The 18,241-nt window shown below is 66.9% G+C and carries 17 protein-coding genes; 9 read left to right on the top strand and 8 right to left on the bottom strand.

What is annotated here, in order from left to right:
- Positions 1 to 26: 26 nt before the first annotated feature.
- On the bottom strand, positions 27 to 1,208 hold the full coding sequence (locus WS89_RS01325; RefSeq protein ID WP_059500569.1) for an isovaleryl-CoA dehydrogenase: 1,182 nt from the start codon (positions 1,206 to 1,208) through the stop codon (positions 27 to 29).
- Between the two features lie 170 nt (positions 1,209 to 1,378).
- Here WS89_RS01325 and WS89_RS01330 point away from each other — a divergent pair, with 170 nt between their 5' ends.
- Complete coding sequence (locus tag WS89_RS01330; RefSeq protein ID WP_059782859.1) at positions 1,379 to 2,125, top strand: TetR/AcrR family transcriptional regulator; 747 nt, start codon at positions 1,379 to 1,381, stop codon at positions 2,123 to 2,125.
- A gap of 61 nt (positions 2,126 to 2,186) precedes the next feature.
- Here WS89_RS01330 and WS89_RS01335 read toward each other — a convergent pair whose 3' ends face one another.
- Positions 2,187 to 2,675, bottom strand: a complete 489-nt coding sequence (locus tag WS89_RS01335) for a MarR family winged helix-turn-helix transcriptional regulator (RefSeq protein ID WP_059789253.1) — start codon at positions 2,673 to 2,675, stop codon at positions 2,187 to 2,189.
- Positions 2,676 to 2,877: 202 nt separating this feature from the next.
- On the opposite strand from WS89_RS01335, the gene WS89_RS01340 reads away from it, so the two are divergent.
- Positions 2,878 to 3,957, top strand: a complete 1,080-nt coding sequence (locus WS89_RS01340; RefSeq protein WP_059789254.1) for an aromatic ring-hydroxylating dioxygenase subunit alpha — start codon at positions 2,878 to 2,880, stop codon at positions 3,955 to 3,957.
- On the top strand, positions 3,954 to 4,919 hold the full coding sequence (locus WS89_RS01345) for a PDR/VanB family oxidoreductase (protein WP_059789255.1): 966 nt from the start codon (positions 3,954 to 3,956) through the stop codon (positions 4,917 to 4,919). The genes WS89_RS01340 and WS89_RS01345 overlap by 4 nt, the downstream gene beginning before the upstream one ends.
- Positions 4,920 to 5,095: 176 nt before the next feature.
- Here WS89_RS01345 and WS89_RS01350 read toward each other — a convergent pair whose 3' ends face one another.
- Positions 5,096 to 5,542, bottom strand: a complete 447-nt coding sequence (locus tag WS89_RS01350) for a hypothetical protein (protein WP_059500564.1) — start codon at positions 5,540 to 5,542, stop codon at positions 5,096 to 5,098.
- 401 nt (positions 5,543 to 5,943) lie between these two features.
- Here WS89_RS01350 and WS89_RS01355 point away from each other — a divergent pair, with 401 nt between their 5' ends.
- Positions 5,944 to 8,106: a TonB-dependent siderophore receptor gene (locus tag WS89_RS01355; protein WP_059789256.1), complete on the top strand. Its 2,163-nt coding sequence runs from the start codon at positions 5,944 to 5,946 to the stop codon at positions 8,104 to 8,106.
- A gap of 13 nt (positions 8,107 to 8,119) precedes the next feature.
- On the opposite strand, the gene WS89_RS01360 is transcribed toward WS89_RS01355, so the two are convergent.
- The 3 genes from WS89_RS01360 to WS89_RS01370 all read right to left on the bottom strand — a co-directional run bounded on the left by WS89_RS01360 (position 8,120) and on the right by WS89_RS01370 (position 12,218).
- A complete protein-coding gene (locus tag WS89_RS01360) occupies positions 8,120 to 10,045 on the bottom strand; it encodes a hypothetical protein (protein ID WP_059789257.1) in 1,926 nt (641 codons plus the stop codon).
- Between the two features lie 445 nt (positions 10,046 to 10,490).
- Positions 10,491 to 10,922 (bottom strand): GFA family protein, encoded by a 432-nt coding sequence (locus WS89_RS01365; RefSeq protein WP_059789258.1) that lies wholly within the window; start codon positions 10,920 to 10,922, stop codon positions 10,491 to 10,493.
- Positions 10,923 to 11,024: 102 nt separating this feature from the next.
- Positions 11,025 to 12,218, bottom strand: a complete 1,194-nt coding sequence (locus WS89_RS01370; protein ID WP_059500560.1) for a porin — start codon at positions 12,216 to 12,218, stop codon at positions 11,025 to 11,027.
- A 299-nt stretch (positions 12,219 to 12,517) separates the two neighbouring features.
- On the opposite strand from WS89_RS01370, the gene WS89_RS01375 reads away from it, so the two are divergent.
- The 3 genes from WS89_RS01375 (at position 12,518) to WS89_RS01385 (ending at position 14,530) form a co-directional block, all read left to right on the top strand.
- Positions 12,518 to 13,150, top strand: coding sequence for a LysE family translocator (locus tag WS89_RS01375; RefSeq protein ID WP_059789259.1), 633 nt, complete (start codon positions 12,518 to 12,520; stop codon positions 13,148 to 13,150).
- A gap of 10 nt (positions 13,151 to 13,160) precedes the next feature.
- On the top strand, positions 13,161 to 13,697 hold the full coding sequence (locus tag WS89_RS01380; protein WP_059789260.1) for a GNAT family N-acetyltransferase: 537 nt from the start codon (positions 13,161 to 13,163) through the stop codon (positions 13,695 to 13,697).
- Positions 13,698 to 13,795: 98 nt separating this feature from the next.
- A complete protein-coding gene (locus WS89_RS01385) occupies positions 13,796 to 14,530 on the top strand; it encodes a metallophosphoesterase family protein (protein ID WP_059500557.1) in 735 nt (244 codons plus the stop codon).
- 94 nt (positions 14,531 to 14,624) lie between these two features.
- On the opposite strand, the gene WS89_RS01390 is transcribed toward WS89_RS01385, so the two are convergent.
- Both WS89_RS01390 and WS89_RS01395 read right to left on the bottom strand, forming a co-directional pair.
- Positions 14,625 to 15,947, bottom strand: coding sequence for an ATP-binding protein (locus WS89_RS01390; RefSeq protein WP_059500556.1), 1,323 nt, complete (start codon positions 15,945 to 15,947; stop codon positions 14,625 to 14,627).
- Positions 15,944 to 16,684: a response regulator gene (locus tag WS89_RS01395; RefSeq protein ID WP_034204138.1), complete on the bottom strand. Its 741-nt coding sequence runs from the start codon at positions 16,682 to 16,684 to the stop codon at positions 15,944 to 15,946. Before WS89_RS01395 ends, WS89_RS01390 begins: the two co-directional genes overlap by 4 nt.
- A gap of 237 nt (positions 16,685 to 16,921) precedes the next feature.
- On the opposite strand from WS89_RS01395, the gene WS89_RS01400 reads away from it, so the two are divergent.
- Positions 16,922 to 17,494, top strand: a complete 573-nt coding sequence (locus WS89_RS01400) for a thioredoxin family protein (RefSeq protein ID WP_059789261.1) — start codon at positions 16,922 to 16,924, stop codon at positions 17,492 to 17,494.
- A 69-nt stretch (positions 17,495 to 17,563) separates the two neighbouring features.
- Complete coding sequence (locus WS89_RS31550) at positions 17,564 to 18,241, top strand: PAAR domain-containing protein (protein WP_373558377.1); 678 nt, start codon at positions 17,564 to 17,566, stop codon at positions 18,239 to 18,241.

The raw sequence follows: 18,241 nt of genomic DNA on the forward strand, positions 1-18,241 counted from the left end.
GGGCTCCGTTCGGGTGGCGTGGGGCGTTACATTGTTTCCGCGAACAGCTCGCGGCCGATCAGCATCCGGCGGATCTCGCTCGTGCCGGCGCCGATCTCGTACAGCTTCGCATCGCGCCACAGGCGCCCGACCGGGTATTCGTTGATGTAGCCGTTGCCGCCGAGGATCTGGATCGCCTCGCCGGCCATCCACGTCGCCTTCTCGGCCGTGTAGAGGATCACGCCCGCGCAGTCCTTGCGCACCTGGCGAATGTGGTCGCTGCCCGCCGAGTCGAGATGGCGGCCCACTGCGTACAGGTACGCGCGGCACGCCTGGAACGTGGTGTACATGTCGGCGACCTTGCCCTGGATCAGCTGGAATTCGCCGATCGACTGGCCGAACTGCTTGCGGTCGTGGATATACGGCACCACCGCGTCGAGACACGCAGCCATGATGCCCGTCGGGCCGCCCGACAATACTGCGCGCTCGTAGTCGAGGCCGCTCATCAGCACCTTCACGCCGCCGTTCAGTTGGCCGAGGATGTTCTCTTCCGGCACTTCGACGTCCTGGAACACGAGCTCGCCCGTGTGCGAGCCGCGCATGCCGAGCTTGTCGAGCTTCTGCGCGACCGAGAAACCCTTCATCCCCTTCTCGACGATGAATGCGGTGATGCCGCGCGGGCCGGCTTCGACGTCCGTCTTCGCGTAGACGACGAGCGTGTCGCAATCGGGGCCGTTGGTGATCCACATCTTCGTGCCGTTGAGCACGTAGCGGTCGCCGCGCTTGTCCGCGCGCAGCTTCATGCTGACGACGTCGGAGCCGGCGTTCGGCTCGCTCATCGCGAGCGCGCCGACGTGTTCGCCCGACACGAGCTTCGGCAGGTACTTCCGCTTTTGCGCGTCGGTGCCGTTGCGGTGGATCTGGTTCACGCACAGGTTCGAGTGCGCGCCGTACGACAGGCCGATCGACGCCGACGCGCGCGAGATCTCTTCCATCGCGACCATGTGCGCGGTGTAACCCATGTTCGCGCCGCCGTATTCCTCGGAGACGGTCATGCCGAGCACGCCGAGATCGCCGAACTTCTTCCACAGATCCATCGGGAACTGGTCGGTGCGGTCGACCTCCGCCGCGCGCGGCGCGATTTCCTTCGCCGCAAACGTCGCGACGGCGTCGCGCAGCATCTCGATGTCTTCACCGAGCATGAATTGCACGCCGGGCAGGTTGATCATGTCTCCTCCGTCTCCAGAAAGTGTGTCGCACCCACCGATTTCTGAGTTTTGCTCACATCGAATGAATACGCCGATTCATTGACCTATACAGCGGAAATTTTGCACAGTTTCGCGCCTCGTCGGGTTCGGCGTCAATAGTTTTCTGAGTGATACTCAGCTATCATGCGAGCATGACAGCCGCTCCCGCCGACACCATGACCGCCACCGCCAAAGCCGACCGCGCCGACACGCCGCGCGCACCCGCCGGGCGCAAATCCCAGCAGCGCGTGCAGGACATTCTGCGCGCCGGCCGGGAAGTGTTTGCCGAAAAAGGTTACGAGCATGCGACGGCCGCCGAGATCGCCCAGCGCGTGGGTGTGTCGGAGGCGACGGTGTTCAGCTATTTCCGAGGCAAGCGCGAGCTGTGCGCGCGCGTGATCGCCGACTGGTACGACGAAATCATCGCCGCGTTCGAACACGGGATGCCGCGGGACGCGTCGGTGCAGCAGCAGTTCGCGTTCATCGTGCGCACGCACCTGCGGCTGATGCTCGTGAACGGCACGGGATTGTGCGCGCTGGTGCTGTCGGAAGGCCGCGCGAAGCAGCATGCGCTGAGCGACGAACTCACCGCGCTGCAGCGCCGCTACACGGCGCCGCTGATGGACGTGCTCGCGCGCGGCCAGGCGGCCGGGCAGGTTCGCGCGGATCTGCCGCTGAGCCTGCTGCGCTCGATGGTGTTCGGGCCGATCGAGCACGTGCTGTGGGACGCGATCCTCGGGCACCGCAAGCTCGATACGGAAACGACGGCCACGCAGTTGATCGACATGCTGTGGGCCGCCGTGCAGCCGCCGGCGCCGGAACAGGCGGCGCTCGTTCGCTTCAGGAACGAAGTGGCCGAAGCCGTGCGGCGGCTGGAAGGGCAAGCGTCACGCGCGTGACGCCGTCGGGCAGCGCGGCTGCCGCCCCGCCGCGGCTTTCCGCGCCGTCGGCTCGGCGCCGCTACGAATCCTCGCTCACCCGCAGCGGCGCGCGACTCTGCTCGTTGTTCAAATGGACGAACTTGCGCAACAGGCGCATCAGTTCCTGCGAATCGTCGTCGCCCATCCCGTCGAACAGGCCGGCGCGCAATTCCTGCACCGACGGAATGAGATGCGTGAGCAATTCGACGCCCGCCGGCGTCAGCAGCAGGCGTCGCTGACGCCGCGGCAGCACTTCGCGGACGATCAATCCTTTCGCTTCGAGCCGGACCGCGAGATCGGCAGTGGTCGACGTGTCGAGCGCCACCCGTTGCGCGAGCGTGACCTGGTCGAGCCCCGGATTCTCGTAGAGCATCCGCAGCACCGCGTACTGCACGGGCGTCACGTCGCGGCCCAGCTTCTCGTAGAACATCGCAACCGCGATCTGGTGCGCGCGCCGGATCAGGTGCCCGGGTTCGTCGTACAGGTCGATCGGGAAAGCCGGCAGGTCGGCGGGATTCGTTTTTTCCATGAATGAGTCGATGACGTAGGCGGCGCACGCCGGTTGCGCGCGCCGTCGGCATGGCGCCGCGTCGCGCCATTTTCCCGGGAAAACCAGTATACCGTCCGCCTTGCTCCCGCCAATTTCAATGAGTACACTGAATCTCATTCAGTACACGGAATGAAGATCGGGCCGCATCCCCGGCGGCACCGCCTCGAAGGAGACAAAGATCATGTTTCTCAAGAACGCGTGGTACGTGGCGTGCACGCCTGACGAGATCGACGGCAAGCCGCTGGGCCGCAAGATCTGCAACGAGTCGATGGTGTTCTACCGCGCGGCGGACGGCCAGATCGCCGCGCTCGAGGATTTCTGCCCGCATCGCGGCGCACCGCTGTCGCTGGGGTTCGTGCGCGACGGCGTGCTCGTGTGCGGCTATCACGGGCTGGAAATGGGCTGCAACGGCAAGACGACCGGCATGCCGGGCCAGCGCGTCGGCGGTTTCCCGCCGATTCGCAGCTTCCCGGCGGTCGAGCGGTACGGCTTCGTGTGGGTCTGGCCGGGGGACGCGTCCGAAGCCGATCCCGCCAAACTGCCCGCGCTGGCGTGGGCCGAGGATCCGGCCTGGGCGCACGGCGGCGGCCTGTATCACATTCGCTGCGACTACCGGCTGATGATCGACAACCTGATGGATCTCACGCACGAGACCTACGTGCATGCGACGAGCATCGGCCAGAAGGAAATCGACGAAGCGCCGCCGAAGACGACCGGCCACGGCGACGAAGTCGTCACGAGCCGCTTCATGGAGAACGTGATGCCGCCGCCGTTCTGGCGGATGGCGCTGCGCGGCAACGGGCTCGCCGACGACGTGCCGGTCGACCGCTGGCAGATCTGCCGCTTCACGCCGCCGAGCCACGTGATGATCGAAGTGGGCGTCGCACATGCGGGCCACGGCGGCTACGACGCACCGGCGGACAAGAAGGCGTCGTCGATCGTGGTCGACTTCATCACGCCCGAGACGGACACGTCGATCTGGTACTTCTGGGGGATGGCGCGCAACTTCCGGCCCGACGATCACGCGCTGACCGCCGAGATCCGCGAAGGCCAGGGCAAGATTTTCGCGGAAGATCTCGAGATGCTCGAGCGACAGCAGCGCAATCTCGAGCAGTGGCCCGAGCGCACGCTCCTCAAGCTCAACATCGATGCCGGCGGCGTGCTGTCGCGCAAGGTGATCGACCGGCTGCTCGCCGCCGAAAACGCGGCGAACCCGCAGCGGCCGGTGATTCCGGTCGCGCACGTCAAGGAGGCGTCATGAGCGGCGCGACATTGACGGTCCGGGTGGCCCGCAGGTGGCAGGAAGCGCGCGACATCTGCGGCTTCGAACTGGTCAGCGACGACGGCTCGCCATTGCCGCGCTTCGACGCCGGCGCCCATATCGACGTGCATCTGCCGGGCGGGCTCGTGCGCCAGTATTCGCTGTGCAACCATCCGGAGCAACGCGATCGTTACCAGATCGCGGTGCTGCGCGAGGCCGAAGGTCGAGGAGGATCGCGGGCGATTCACGACGAAGTCCGGCAAGGCGATACCGTGCGGATCGGCACGCCGCGCAATCAATTCCCGCTCGCCGCCGACGCGCCGCACCATCTGTTGCTCGCCGGCGGGATCGGCGTCACGCCGATTCTCAGCATGGCGGAACGGCTGTTCTCGTCCGGCATGCCGTTCGACATGCATTACTGCGCGCGTTCGGCCGATCGCATGGCCTTCGTCGAGCGGATCAATGCGGCCGGGTTTCGCGATCGCGCGCGCTTGCACGTCGACGACGGCGATCCCGCGCAACGTTTCGATCTGGCTGCCGTGCTCGCCGGCGCGCCCGACGGCACGCATCTGTACGTATGCGGCCCGCGCGGCTTCATGGATGCGGTGCTGAACGCGGCACGCGAGCGCGGCTGGGGCGAAGCGCGGCTGCATTACGAGTTCTTCGGCGGCGCGGTCGCGCCATCTGGCGCGGATCGCGCATTCCAGGTGCGGATCGCGAGCAGCGGCAAGGTGATCGACGTGCCGGCCGGATGCACGGTGATTGCGGCGCTGGCGGCGAACGGCGTCGACGTGCTGACGTCGTGCGAGCAAGGCGTGTGCGGCACCTGCTTGACCCGCGTGCTCGAAGGCGAGCCCGATCATCGCGATGCGTATCTGACCGACGACGAAAAGGCGGCCGGCGGCCAGTTCATGCCGTGCTGCTCGCGATCGCGAACCGAGCTGCTGGTACTCGATCTGTAGACCTGTAGATCGGTAGATCGACCGCCCGACACGCGGCGGCCGACCACAATACTGGAACGATCCATGGCGCTTTCCGGCCGGCCATCGATCAATACACCTGAATTCCCGACCGATCAATGGCGCTGCAACCCGAACCCGCTTGACCATCGCACGCCGGCGTGCGCCTGTCGCTCAGCTCAATCGGCGAGCCGGCAATGCGACAGTTTCAACCCCGGCAGCACCGGCGCGTCGATATAGCCTTCGTTGACACAGCTGAACCGGAACGCCGCGGACGTGACGAACGGCTTGATCTCGCCGCCGGGAAATTTCGGCTTCAGCGCGCCCTGGTCGGCCACATCGAAATGCGTGTCGAACTGCTCGCCATCGGCCGTCAGCGCACCGAAATACGTGCCGTCCGGATCGCTGCCCATCCGGATCACGGCGCCGACGAACGTGAGGCGCTTGCCGTCGTACTTCGTCTTCGCGGCAGCCATGTCCTGCGTATAGGCCTCGATCACGGCGCCGTAATGCACGTCGATCGCGGGTTCGGCGTTCGACGCCGCACAGGCGGCCTGGTGAACGCACGACAGCAGCGCGCAGGCCGCAAGCGCGGCCGTCATGAACGGCGCGGAAATCTTCTTCATGGGTGGTCTCCCGTCCAGCGTGGTGGTTGAAGTCATCGAAGCCCGGCGCGGCGCCGGTTGAATTCGCTTCCGTTGCTTGAATCGTTCGGATGGCGGTACACGGCTGCGATCGCTTCGTCGCCCGCGTGGTCGTGCGCCGTGCATGGCGCCGCGCTGAACGCGACGTGACAGGAAGATGACATGGTGCGGCCCCCGGCTCTCTCGTTGAATTTCACTGCGTGTGATTTTGGCCGCTACGGTAGCAGACTGCCGGCAGGCCAGCAATCGAGCGGCGAGCGCTGTCCAGTCATCCCAACAATTGCAAACGATTCTCATTACATATATCATGCGCGTCCTGGCCGCGACGCCGCGGGCCGCGGCCCGCAACGCGATCCTCAGCATTCCTCTTCCTGCATCGATTCATGCCACTCCGCCGAACGCCCCGCCGTGCCCGGACCCTGCGTCCGTGGCGCACACGCCTGCCGGTCCTGCTCACCCTGTGCGCCGCGAGCGGCGCACAAGCGGCCGGCGCTGAACCCGCTGCGTCCGCACCCGCCGCTGCGCCGGCCGCCGAACTCCCGGCGATCAGCGTCAACGCGTCGTCAGCCGTCGATCCGACGATCGGCTATCAGCCGCGCACGACGAGCATCGCGGGCGGCGACGACCGTGCGCTCAAGGAGATCCCGCAATCGGTCGCGGTGGTCAGCAGCAGCGTGATGCAGGATCAGCAGGCGCGCTCGCTCGACGACGTGCTCGGCAACATCAGCGGCGTCACGCAGACGAACACGCTCGGCGGCACGCGCGACGCGTTCATCAAGCGCGGCTTCGGATCGAACAACGACGGCTCGGTGCTGGTCGACGGCGTGCGCACGCCGGTGCTGCACAGCTATCTCGCGACGATCGATCGCGTCGAAGTGCTGAAGGGCCCCGCTTCGCTGCTGTACGGGATGCAGGATCCGGGCGGCGTGATCAACCTCGTCACGCGCAAGCCGGAAGACACGTTCGGCGGCTCGATCTCCGCGTCGCGCACGAACCACGGCGGCAGCAACGCGCAGTTCGATCTCACGGGGCCGCTCGGCAAGCCGGGGCAAGTCGCGGGCGGCACGCTCGCATTCCGGCTGACCGGCGAATACGACACGAGCCGCTACTGGCGCAGCTTCGGCCGCGAACGCAATGCGCTGATTGCGCCCGCGCTGTCGTGGCACGACGCGAACACGTCGATCGACGTCAGCTACCAGTACGTCGACTACACGACGCCGTTCGACCGCGGCACCGTGCTCGTGAACGGCCAGCTCGACGATGCGCTGCGCTATCGCCGCTACGAGGAGGCGTGGTCGCAAAGCAGCGGCATCCAGGAAACGCTGCGTACGCGCATCGAGCACCGCTTCTCCGATGCATGGCGCGTGCGCGCGACCTACGGCTGGGGCCGCGACCGTTACGACCAGTTCCTCACGCGCGCCACCGCGTTCAACAGCAGGACCGGCGCGCTGACACGCTCGTCCGATGCGAACCTCGGACGCAACGATTCCGACCAGATCGCGACGCTCGGCCTGCTCGGCAACGTGACGCTCGCGGGGATGCACCACGCGATCTACGTCGGCGGCGAATACGAACGGCAGCGCAGCTTCCGCGGCGACACGATCCGCGGCAAGGCGACGACGGGCTTCGATCTCTACGATCCCGTGTACGGCCTGCTCGCGCCCGGCGGCGTACCCAATACGAAGCAAAGCGATTCGCGCTCGGTCGTGCATGCGTATTCGACGATCGTGCAGGACTCGGTGAAGATCACCGAGCGCCTCACCGCGGTAGGCGGGCTGCGCTGGGAAAACTGGCAGCAGGAATCGGGGATGGGCCGGCCGTTCGTGTTCGCCGACCGCTCGCGCGGCAGCGTCTGGCTGCCGCAGTTCGGGCTCGCGTATGCGCTCACGCCGGCGCTGACCGCCTACGCGAACGTGAGCCGCTCGTTCAAGCCGAACGTCGCATCGAACGTCGCGGCGCCGCTCGCGCCGGAATACGGCCGCGTGCTCGAGGCCGGGCTGAAATTCAGCCTGAAGCCTGCGATCACGGGCACGCTCGCCGTGTACCAGATCGACAAGCGCAACGTCGCGGTCACGGTCGGCGACATCACGTCGACGATCGGCACCGCGCGCTCGCGCGGAATCGAACTCGACGTCGCCGGGCAAATCACGCGCCACCTGAGCGTGATCGGCAGCTATGCGTATACGAACGCGAACGATCGCGACAGCAATACGCCGCTCGTCAACGTCGCGCGCCACACGGGCAGCCTGTTCGCGGTCTACGACACGGCCATCGCGAACCTGCCCGGGCGCTGGCGCTTCGGCGGCGGAGCGCGGCTCGTCGGCGCGCGCTCGGGCGACACGGCGAACAGCTTCACGCTGCCCGGCTACGTGACCGTCGACGCGTTCGCAGCGTACGAAACGACGATCGGCAAATTCCCGACCCGCTTCCAGCTCAACGTGAAGAACCTGCTCGACAAGAACTACTATCCGTCGAGCAACAGCAACCTGATCGTCGCGGTCGGCGAGCCGCGGCTCGTCACGCTGACCACGACGGTATCGTTCTGACGCTGCGGCGCGCTCACGGGCGCCAGCGATACACGACGATGCTCGAGCCGTTGTAGTTGTCCTTCGTGATCACGTATTCGCCGGTCGAGCGCAGATACGCGCGCACGCCGTACATCGAATCGACGTCGTTGCCGACGTCCATCGCCGCCGCGTTCGAGTTCGTCAGCGTCGTGACGAGCGCGCCGGTGTTCAGGTCGAATACGTCGATGTTCGGCACCGTGTGCACATAGCCGACGAACAGGTAGTGGCCGGCCGCCGCGATCGACTTGGGGTTCGCGCTCGTCAGGTTGATCACCGGGTTCGGCGTGCTCGTGTTGCCGTTCTTCCAGCCGCGATAGACCTCGATGTGCCCGTTCATCGCGGTCCAGTCCCAGTTGCCCGCAAGGCCCTGCGCGAGGATCATCGTGTCGCTGTCGGCTTGGTAGATGATGCGCGTCACGGGCGCCACGCTGCCCGGCACGGCCGTCGTCACCGGCTTGCCCCATGACGGCTTGCCGGTCGCGTCGAATCCCGTCATCGGGTAGCGCGTGATCACGTTGGAGCCGTTCAGTCCGGCCCACACGTCGCCGTTGCCGTCGATGTCGAAACCGGCCGTCACCTGCAGCGTCGTGTTGAACGGCTTGCCGGGCAGCGAGCCGGCCGGAATCGCGATATAGCCGCTCGCGGGGTTGAAGTAATAGAAGTTGAAGTTGCCCGGGTTCTGGCCCGACGCGACGAGGATCCGGTTGCCGCCGACCGTCACGAGCTGGCCGAAGTGCTGGCCGCGCTGATAGTCGTTCATGTCGAGGCGCCGGTCCTTCGGATAGCTGAACGGATCGACCGTGTTCGCGACGAACGTGCCGCCCGCGGTGCCTGTATAGACGTTGTTGCCGCTGAAGAACAACGTGCCGTCGGTCGCGGGGTCGGGCGCGGCGATGCCCTCGAAGTTCAGCGCCTGCAGCTTCCATTGCAGCGTGCCGATCGGGCTGTACGAATGCAGATCGGTACTGCCGTTGCGGCCGAGATCCCAGCCGCCGCCCCATGCGTTGTTCAGCACGTACAGGTTGCCGGCGGCATCCTTGCCGAGCGCCGCGACGCGCGTGAAGCGCTTGTCGCCGACCTGCCCCTTGATGCCCGTCGTCGTGTCGAGATAGCCGCCCTGCACGCCGAACGTGCCGATCTGCACCGGTAGCCCGGGCAGCCCGCCATACACCTTGATGTTCATGTCGGGCCCTTCGTCGCCCACCATCAGCCTGCCCATCGACGCATCGAAGTACAGCGACGCCGGCCGCGCGCCGGCCGCCATCTGCAGCGTGTTCATCGCCGCGCCGGTCGCGCTGAATTGCGCGACGACGCCCGCGCTCTTGCGCGCGACCCACAGGTTGCCGGCCGCGTCGAGCGCCAGCGCGCCGGGCCCCTGCACGCCGATGTCGCGCTGCCATACGCCGTCGGTCGTATAGACGCGTACGCGGTTGCCGTAGAAGTCGCTTACGTACAGCAGGTTGCCGCCCGTCGCGAGGCCCGTGATCACGTCCGCATACTGGATGCCCGTCCACGTGCTGACCGGAATGCGCAGGTCGCGCTGGTTCGTGCTCCGGTTGTAGCGGCCCACCGAGCCGCTGCCGAACGTGCGGTTGTAGCCGAGCGCGACGAACAGCGACGTCGAATTGCCGGTGATCGCGCCGCCCTGGAATTCGTCGTGGATGCCGATCGTGCCGAGCGGCTGGCCGTTCTGGTAGATCGCGACGCCGCCCGCGTTCTCGTCCCAGCGCGACGCCGTATAGATCACGCCTTCGGGCGCAACCCACATCGAGCGCGCGCCGTTGCCGACGTGCGAGGCCAGCGTGCCGTACGTGTTCGCGAGCCAGTCGGTCGTGTATTGCGCCTGCGCATGGCTTGCCGGCGCCAGCATCGCCATGCACATTCCCAGCAATGCCGCGCGAATTTGTTTCATTGACATGAATAATGCTCCCAGACGAACAATGGTCGACACTGTAAATCGCGGCGCATGAAATATTGGTGATTCCGGCAATGCGCATTCGCCGTTACCCCGAATTATTCACTCCGCGCCTTTTGCCGTCCGGCGCTTTTTCGTCAACGATCGCAAAATCTGCGAACCCGCACCCCGACGGCCTGCCAGCCGTGCGGTTTCGGCGCATTTCCCGGCATTTTCTTCCGGGTCGTCGAATGCAAGCACGTCATTTTTTCTGACATGACTGCATTCCTTTTCATTCGCCGGAAGCCGTTTCGATTATTACAAATCGAAATTTAAATGAAAGAGAAAAAATATTAATCCGGCGCGATCCGCTGTTTTTGCGATTTCGCGCACGGCGGGGAAAGCGGGAGGGAAAGGAGAATGCGGCGGAAAAATGCGCGCCGGCCGTACCGCGCGCGGCGCCGATCGTTCAGTTCGTCGGGTCGAACGTCGGGCCGTCCCAGCCGTCGACGTATTTCGGCAGGGCATCGACGACGTCGATCACGCGTTGCCGGTAGAACAGGTGCATCGTCGGCTGCAGGTCGCCGGGCAATTGCCCGCCATGCGCACGCGCAGTCAGGCTGTTCGGCACGACGCGCATGCCGAGCCGGTTCGTCCCGAACACGATCTCGCCGCACGACGCGCACCACGCGCGCGACATCGACTTCGACGGATGCGGGAACGTCGCGTGGCCGCCGTCGATCGTCACCTGCTCCGGCGGCCATGCGGTTGCGGACAGCATCGGCGTGCCATAGAAATCGCGGCAGGTCGCGCAATGGCAATTCGCACGCGCCTCCGGCTCGCCGCACAGCGTGACGGTCACGGCGCCGCACAGGCAGCGCGCGGAAAACGTTCGGGTCATGTCGTCTCCTCGAAAAGGGAGGCGACAGTACAGGAGCCTGCACACGACGGAGCCCGCAGCGTAGCGGCAGCGGGCCCCGTTGCATGCGCAACGATCGCTGCGTCAGAACTTCTGGCGCAGCCCCAGGCTCACGATCGCCTGCGACCGCGAATCGGACGAATGGCCGTTCGCCTTGTCCGACACCGACGCGGTCGCGGCCACCGGCCGGCCGAGCGCGTCGAGCGTCGTGCCGGACGCATGCTGATACGCGCCGAGCAGGTACACGCTGGTGCGCTTCGACAGGTCGTAGACGGCGCCGAGCGTGACGTTGTGATACTGCGCGCGATTGTCGATGCCGTCGACGTCGCTGCCGCGCGTATAGCTGTAGCCGGCGAACAGCTGCGTCTGCGGCTGCACGTTCCAGCGCGTGAACACGCCCGCGACGTTGAAGGTCGCGTGGCCGCTGAACAGCGACTGCGCGCCGCCGCGGTACTGCACGTTGCTGTAGTTCACGCCGACGACGGCCGGGCCGAAGTCGTACGTCGCGCCCGTCGCGATCACCTGCTGCGACTGCGCGCTCGCGTAGCCTTCGTTGATCGACGAATTGAACAGGCCGTCGTCGGTGCTCTGCCACTTGCCCGCCGTCGGATCGGTCGCGCCCGTCTTGCTGTTGTCCGAGCGCTCGTAGCCGACGCCCACGCGCAGCGGGCCGGCCGCGTACGCGGCGCCGACGCTCCACGTGTTGCGCTGCTTCATGCTGCCCGGCTGGCCGCCGAAGCCGTACAGCGCACCGAACGTGAAGCCCGAGTAGTTCGCGCTCGTGTACTTGATCGCGCTGTCGACGCGCGCGGTCTGGTCGAGATCGTCGATGTCGCCCGGGTGCGCGCCGAAGCCGCCGATGAACGACGACGGGCCGACCGGGCTCACGAAATCGTCGAGCGACGTGTACTGGCGGCCGAGCGTGATCGTGCCGTAGCGGTCGCTGCCGACGCCGACGAACGCCTGCCGGCCGAACTGGCGGCCGCCCTGGCCCGACGTGCCGTTGGTGATGTCGAAGCCGTTCTCGAGGACGAACAGCGCGCGCATCCCGCCGCCGAGATCCTCGGAACCCTTGATGCCCCAGCGGCTACCGGACAGGTTGCCGGTCGTGAGCCCGACGCTCGAATGCCCGGTGTATGCGCCCGCGGAGCCGACGCGTTCGTTGCTGCGATAGGTCACGCCCGCATCGACGATGCCGTACAGCGTGACGGAGCTTTGCGCGGCGGCGATACCCGCGAGCGAGAGCAGCAGCGGGGCTGCGATCAGTTGCTTGTTCATGGTTTCATGTCTCCGGGCGGTGAACCCGTTGTTCTGGCTATGGCGAGTAGCGCGCGGGCGCCGACATCCGCCGGCGGTGCGAGGCCGGTGACGTTCGCGCGCGACGAAGCGGCGGGCATGCCCGCTGCGGCCGGTATGGTAGTTGGAACCGGTTCCGTTCCAAAGCGGAATAATGACAACAGTTTCTTGTCAAAATTGAGATAGTCGGATGCGCGGCCCGGCGTGCGGCCGTCGCGCCTGTACAGCGCGGGGCGACGCGGACGATAATCGGCTGCGCGCCTTCCACCGGGAGCTTCTTCATGCATGAAACGACCCTGCTGATCTTCGCCGCCGTCGCGTTCGTCGGCATCGCGACACCCGGCCCGACCGTGCTACTCGCGCTGACCAACGGCTCGCGCTACGGCGTGCGCCGCGCGGCCTACGGTTTCGCGGGCGCGATGCTGTCGGACTTCGTGCTGATCGTCGCGGTCGCGCTCGGCCTCGGCGCGCTGCTGATGGCGTCGGCGTTCTGGTTCTCGGTCGTGAAATGGCTCGGCGCCGCCTACCTCGCCTATGTCGGCATCCGGCTGCTGATGTCGAAGGGATCGCTCGACGTCGCGGCCGCGCAAGGCGGCACGGCCTCCGGACACCACGCGTCGATCTTCGCGAAAAGCTTCCTGACCGCGGTGACGAACCCGAAGGGCTATCTGTTCTTCTCCGCGTTCCTGCCGCAGTTCCTCGATCCGCAGGCGCCGCTCGCGCCGCAATACGTCGCGCTCGCGGTCACGTTCGCGCTGCTCGACGGCGTCGTGATGTTCGGCTACGCGCTGCTCGGCGCACGCGCGGTGCGGCTGCTGAAGCGCTCGGGCGCGCTGTGGCTCGAACGCACGTGCGGCGCGATGCTCGTCGCGCTCGCCGGGTCGCTGGCGCTGTACCGACGCCATGCCGCGTAGGCGCAGTCCGATGAAAATCGCCGCACCGCCCCGCTCCGGATTCCCCGGCCTGTCGCTCCGGCAACTCGAACGCGCGGACCTCGACGCGTGGTACGCGTATCTGTCGAATCCCGACGTCGTCCGTCACACGAGCTGGAACCTGCGCTCGCCCGACGATCTGCTGCCGCTGTTCGACGACATCGAATCGGCCGATCCGGATTCGGTCCGGCGTCTCGCGATCGTCGACACGGCGTCGGGCGCGCTCGCCGGGACGATCGGGCTGCATACGGTGTCCACCGTGAACCGCTCCGCGGAGATCGCGTACGACCTCGCGCCGTCGCACTGGGGGCGCGGCATCGCGAGCGCGGTATGCGAAGCCGTCACCGCGTGGGCGTTCGCGCACGGCGGCATCATCCGCATGCAGGCCGTCGTGCTGACCGGCAACGCGGGCTCCGCGCGCGTGCTGCAGAAGTGCGGCTACCGCTACGAAGGGCTGCTGCGCGCCTACAAGATGGTGCGCGGCACGCCGGGCGATTTCGCGATGTACGCACGGCTCGCGACCGACTGACGCGCCGCCCGCGGCCTCGCGCGCCGACGCCGCGACGCGATTGGACGGCCCGCGCCGAATTGCGCGACAATCGCCGCTCCCCTCATCGACGCCCCGCCATGAAAATCGCCGCGCTGTCCGACATCCACGGCAATCTCGCCGCACTCGACGCGGTGCTCGACGACGTCCGCCGCCGCGGCGCCGACGTGATCGTCAATCTCGGCGACATCGTGTCGGGCGCGCTCCATCCGGCCGAGACGGCCGACCGCCTGATCGCGCTCGGCCTGCCGACCGTCAAGGGCAATCACGAACGGCAGTTGCTCACCTACGATCGCGACGCGATGCGGCTGTCCGATCGCTGGGCGCACGACACGCTGCGCGCCGACCAGCTCGACTGGATCGCCGCGCTGCCCGAACGCCTGATGCTCGACGGCGACGTGCTGATGGTGCACGGCACACCGGCCAGCGATCTCGTCTATTTCCTCGAAACGGTCACGCCCGACGGCTGCCGCGCGGCCACGCCCGACGAGGTCGCGCAGCGCGCGGGCGACACGGCGGCGTCGCTGATCCTGTGCGGCCACACGCACGTGCCGCGTACCGCGAAGCTCGACGACGGCCGGCTGATCGTCAATCCGGGCAGCGTCGGGCTGCAGGCGTACGCGGACGACCTGCCGCATCCGCACCGGATCGAGACCGGCTCGCCCCATGCGCGCTACGCGATGGTGTCGCGCACGGCGGCCGGCTGGACCGTCGAATTCCATGCGGTCGAATACGACTGGCACACGGCCGCCGCCGTCGCGGCTTCGCGCGGCCGCGACGACTGGACCGTCGCGCTGCGCACCGGCCGCTGCTGACGCGCATCCGCAACGCGTACGACATCGCACACATCGCACCCGTCACACGCATCGGCCCGCGACCGAAACCGCGACGCTCGCGCGCCGCATCGCGTCATCCCGCGCTTCTCAGCGTCAGCCTCGCTTCGAGCCCGCCGCCGTCGGGCCGGTTGTTCAGCGTGAGCGTGCCGCCCATCGCAAGCGCGAGTTGCCGCGCGATCGCGAGGCCGAGCCCCGTGCCGCCCGTATCGCGATTGCGCGAGGTCTCCACGCGCCGGAACGGCTCGAACACCGCGTCGAGCTGATCGTCCGGAATGCCGGGCCCGCGATCGAGCACCGCGATCACCGCGCCGCCGTCCGGCGCCGCCTGCACGTCGATCTCGGCCGCGCCCGCGAACTTCAGCGCGTTGTCGACCAGGTTGCCGACGATGCGGCGCAGCGCCTTCGGCCGCGTGACGAGCGCGAGCGGCGCGCGGCTGTGCAGCGCGACGTCCTGCCCGGCATCCGTGTAGTCGTACACGATGCTGTCGAGCAGCGCGTCGAGATCGATGCGGCGCGCGGCTTCCTCGGTACCGTGCAGCGTTCGCGCGTACGCGACGCCCTCCTTCACCAGATGCTCCATCTCCAGCAGGTCCTGGCGCAGCTTGGCACCCTGCGTGTCGTCGTCCATCACGTCGACGCGCAGCCGCATCCGCGTGATCGGCGTCTGCAGATCGTGCGAGATCGACGCGAGGATCTGCATGCGCTCGGCCATGTACTGCGCGATGCGGTCCTGCATCGCGTTGAATGCCCGCGCGGCGCGCGCGACTTCCGACGGCCCCTCTTCGCTCAGCCGCTCGCCTTTCAGATCGGGGCCGAGCGCGTCGGCGGCCTGCGCGAGCTGCTTGAGCGGCCGCGTGGCGAGCCGCACCGCGAGCCAGCAGCACGCGGCCAGCACCGCGAGCTGCACCACGAGCACGGCCGGCAGCCAGCCCGACAGCGGCACCGTCGACATCGGGTGGATGTCGATCGTCAGCGGCGATCCGTCGGTCAGCCGCAGATGCACCTGCAGATGTTCGCGGTCGCCGGGGATCGAATTCGCGGTCAGCGGGTAGTCGCCGCCGATGCCGTCCGAAATCGAGCGCTCGACGCGCGCCGACAGCCGCGCCTCCGGCGGCGTGCCGGTTTGGCCGGGCCCGAGGATGAACGCATAGCTGCGCCGCGCAAGGCGCGGCAGCCACGCGGTGCGCTCGGCCGGCGGCAGATGGTCGAGCAGCGCGACCGAGCTCGCGACCTCGCGCTCGATGTAGCCCATCATCAGGTTCGTGGTCGCCTGGTCGCGCTCGGTCACGGTGAGCCAGAACGACAGCGTCTGCGCGAGCGCGAGGCCCACGCACAGGATCAGCGCGAGCCGCGCGAACAGCGAGCGCGGCCAGCGCCACGGCATGCGCGCGCTCATGGCGTACCGCCGACGGCGGTCACGGCCGACGAGAACACGTAGCCCTCGTTGCGCAGCGTCTTGATGTAGCGCGGTTCGCGCGCGCCGTCGCGCAGGCGCTGGCGCAGCCGGCTCACGAGCAGGTCGATCGAGCGGTCGAACGGGTCGGACTGGCGCCCTTGCGTGAGGTTGAGCAACTGGTCGCGCGTCAGCACGCGCTGCGGATTGTCGAGGAACACGCGCAGCAGCCGGTATTCGGCGCCGCTCAGCGCGACCAGCGTGCCGTCGGCGTCGAGCAGGTGGCGCCCGGTCGTGTCGAGCTGCCATTCGCCGAACGCGAGCAGCGCGGCCGTTTCCGTCACCTGCATGCCGGGCGGCAGCATGCGCGCACGGCGCAGCACCGAGCGGATCCGCGCGAGCAGCTCGCGCACCGCGAACGGCTTGGCCAGGTAATCGTCGGCGCCCATCTCGAGGCCGATGATGCGGTCGGTTTCCTCGCCGCGTGCGGTCAGCATCAGCACCGGCACCGTGCGGAACTTGCCGGCGCGCAGGTCGCGGCACAGCGTCAGGCCGTCCTCGCCGGGCAGCATCAGGTCGAGCACGATCAGGTCGGGCGCGCCGTCATCCAGCACGTTGCGCATCTCGCGGCCGTTCGCGGCCAGCGACACGCGCATGCCGTTCTTCTCCAGGTAGTCCGCGATCAGTTCGCGGATCGCGCGATCGTCGTCGACGATCAGCACGTGGTCGATCTTGTCCATGAGTCGTTGTCGGTATCGGTGTCGGGTTCGTTCGGGCGGGCGATGTCCGCTTTTATACCGCACGGCGGCCGCGCGTTTGTATCCCAATGTATCGCGCCGCCGCAGCGACACACAACATTGCACATGCGCGGCCGGCCGGACACATCGCAGATACGTCGGCGCCGCCTAATGGGGCCTGTCGAAACCCGTCCCGGCCGCCGCCATCGCGCCACGGCCCCCAAAGATCAGGAGAACGCCATGCTGCCCCGACTCAAGACCGCCGCCCTCGTCATCGCCCTCGCCGCCACGGCCGGGCTCGCCGCCTTCGCCGGCACCCGCGACGACGCGGGCGTGCAGGCGTCGCCGGCCGGCACGACGGCACCCGGTTTCACCGGCATCGACCGCTGGCACAACAGCCCGCCGCTGACGCTCGACCAGTTGCGCGGCAAGGTCGTGCTCGTCGATTTCTGGACATACTCGTGCATCAACTGCATTCATACGATCCCGTACGTGAACGACTGGTATCGGAAGTATCGCGACCAGGGGCTCGTCGTGGTCGGCGTGCATACGCCGGAATATCCGTTCGAACGCGACGCGAAGAACGTGGCCGATGCGATCAGGCGCTTCGACATCCGGTATCCGGTCGCGCAGGACAACCGCTACGACACGTGGCGCGCGTACGGCAACCAGTACTGGCCCGCGCTGTACCTGATCGACGCGAACGGCAAGATCGTCTATACGCGGTATGGCGAAGGCGGGTACGACAAGACGGAGGCCACGATTCGGGGGGCGCTTGCGCAGGCGGGAGAAGGTCGAGCACGACAGCAATAGATGGTATGCAGCCGCGGGGAAACTAATTCGGAAACGTCAAACCCACCCACCTGGGATGCATGAGTCGCAGTGGGTGTGTTTCCTCCTGACAATTACCGCTTTAAACGTGCGTGGTTCAAGGAACCCTATCAATATCGAGATGCGCTATTGCGCGACACGGCTACGATGACGGCTTTCCGAGAGGGCCGATCAATGAAAAGAAGAATTGCAGTCGTGGGCGATAGTCTTTCAAGCGGTGGGACGGTTAACGCATACGACGGCCCGCCGTTTCTTGTACACGGGCATCAAGCCGCCCTGATCGGGGGTAACGCATTCTGTACCGTGTGCCAAAAAGTCGGCACCATCGCAAAAGCCGGCGGCCCATACCGGATCAAGCTTCGGGGAGAGGTCGCGCTGGATAACGACGTCGTCCTGTGCGACTGCGCTACTCCACCGCACATCGTTGCATTGCTTGCCGGCGAAGCTTGGTGCAATGACGGGATAAAAGGTCTCGGGGAAGTCATTTCGAGCCGCACGCTGACAGGCGGAATCACATCGATCAGGAAAGGCGCTTTCGACGAGCGGGTAAGGGCGACCAAGGAGGTAACGGAAGGATTGCCCTACTATATCGAAACGTCTGACGGTCGTATGCATTTCGGGCGTCTTGATTCAAGCGGAAAACTTCCCCGCATCCATACCGGTAACGAGGCAAGCGATTACACCGTCTACTGGGGTGATGACGCGCTGTCAAAGCGAAACGGGGAGTAA

Source organism: Burkholderia sp. MSMB1072 (assembly GCF_001524725.1).
Taxonomy (GTDB): domain Bacteria; phylum Pseudomonadota; class Gammaproteobacteria; order Burkholderiales; family Burkholderiaceae; genus Burkholderia.

Coding starts and splice junctions, on each gene's coding strand:
- WS89_RS01345 (WP_059789255.1), top strand. CDS start 3,954: ATGAGCGGCGCGACATTGACGGTCCGGGTGGCCCGCAGGTGGCAGGAA.
- WS89_RS01380 (WP_059789260.1), top strand. CDS start 13,161: ATGAAAATCGCCGCACCGCCCCGCTCCGGATTCCCCGGCCTGTCGCTC.
- WS89_RS01355 (WP_059789256.1), top strand. CDS start 5,944: ATGCCACTCCGCCGAACGCCCCGCCGTGCCCGGACCCTGCGTCCGTGG.
- WS89_RS01370 (WP_059500560.1), bottom strand. CDS start 12,218: ATGAACAAGCAACTGATCGCAGCCCCGCTGCTGCTCTCGCTCGCGGGT.
- WS89_RS01375 (WP_059789259.1), top strand. CDS start 12,518: ATGCATGAAACGACCCTGCTGATCTTCGCCGCCGTCGCGTTCGTCGGC.
- WS89_RS01385 (WP_059500557.1), top strand. CDS start 13,796: ATGAAAATCGCCGCGCTGTCCGACATCCACGGCAATCTCGCCGCACTC.
- WS89_RS01350 (WP_059500564.1), bottom strand. CDS start 5,542: ATGAAGAAGATTTCCGCGCCGTTCATGACGGCCGCGCTTGCGGCCTGC.
- WS89_RS01400 (WP_059789261.1), top strand. CDS start 16,922: ATGCTGCCCCGACTCAAGACCGCCGCCCTCGTCATCGCCCTCGCCGCC.
- WS89_RS01390 (WP_059500556.1), bottom strand. CDS start 15,947: ATGAGCGCGCGCATGCCGTGGCGCTGGCCGCGCTCGCTGTTCGCGCGG.
- WS89_RS01340 (WP_059789254.1), top strand. CDS start 2,878: ATGTTTCTCAAGAACGCGTGGTACGTGGCGTGCACGCCTGACGAGATC.
- WS89_RS01395 (WP_034204138.1), bottom strand. CDS start 16,684: ATGGACAAGATCGACCACGTGCTGATCGTCGACGACGATCGCGCGATC.
- WS89_RS01365 (WP_059789258.1), bottom strand. CDS start 10,922: ATGACCCGAACGTTTTCCGCGCGCTGCCTGTGCGGCGCCGTGACCGTC.
- WS89_RS01330 (WP_059782859.1), top strand. CDS start 1,379: ATGACAGCCGCTCCCGCCGACACCATGACCGCCACCGCCAAAGCCGAC.
- WS89_RS01360 (WP_059789257.1), bottom strand. CDS start 10,045: ATGTCAATGAAACAAATTCGCGCGGCATTGCTGGGAATGTGCATGGCG.
- WS89_RS01325 (WP_059500569.1), bottom strand. CDS start 1,208: ATGATCAACCTGCCCGGCGTGCAATTCATGCTCGGTGAAGACATCGAG.
- WS89_RS01335 (WP_059789253.1), bottom strand. CDS start 2,675: ATGGAAAAAACGAATCCCGCCGACCTGCCGGCTTTCCCGATCGACCTG.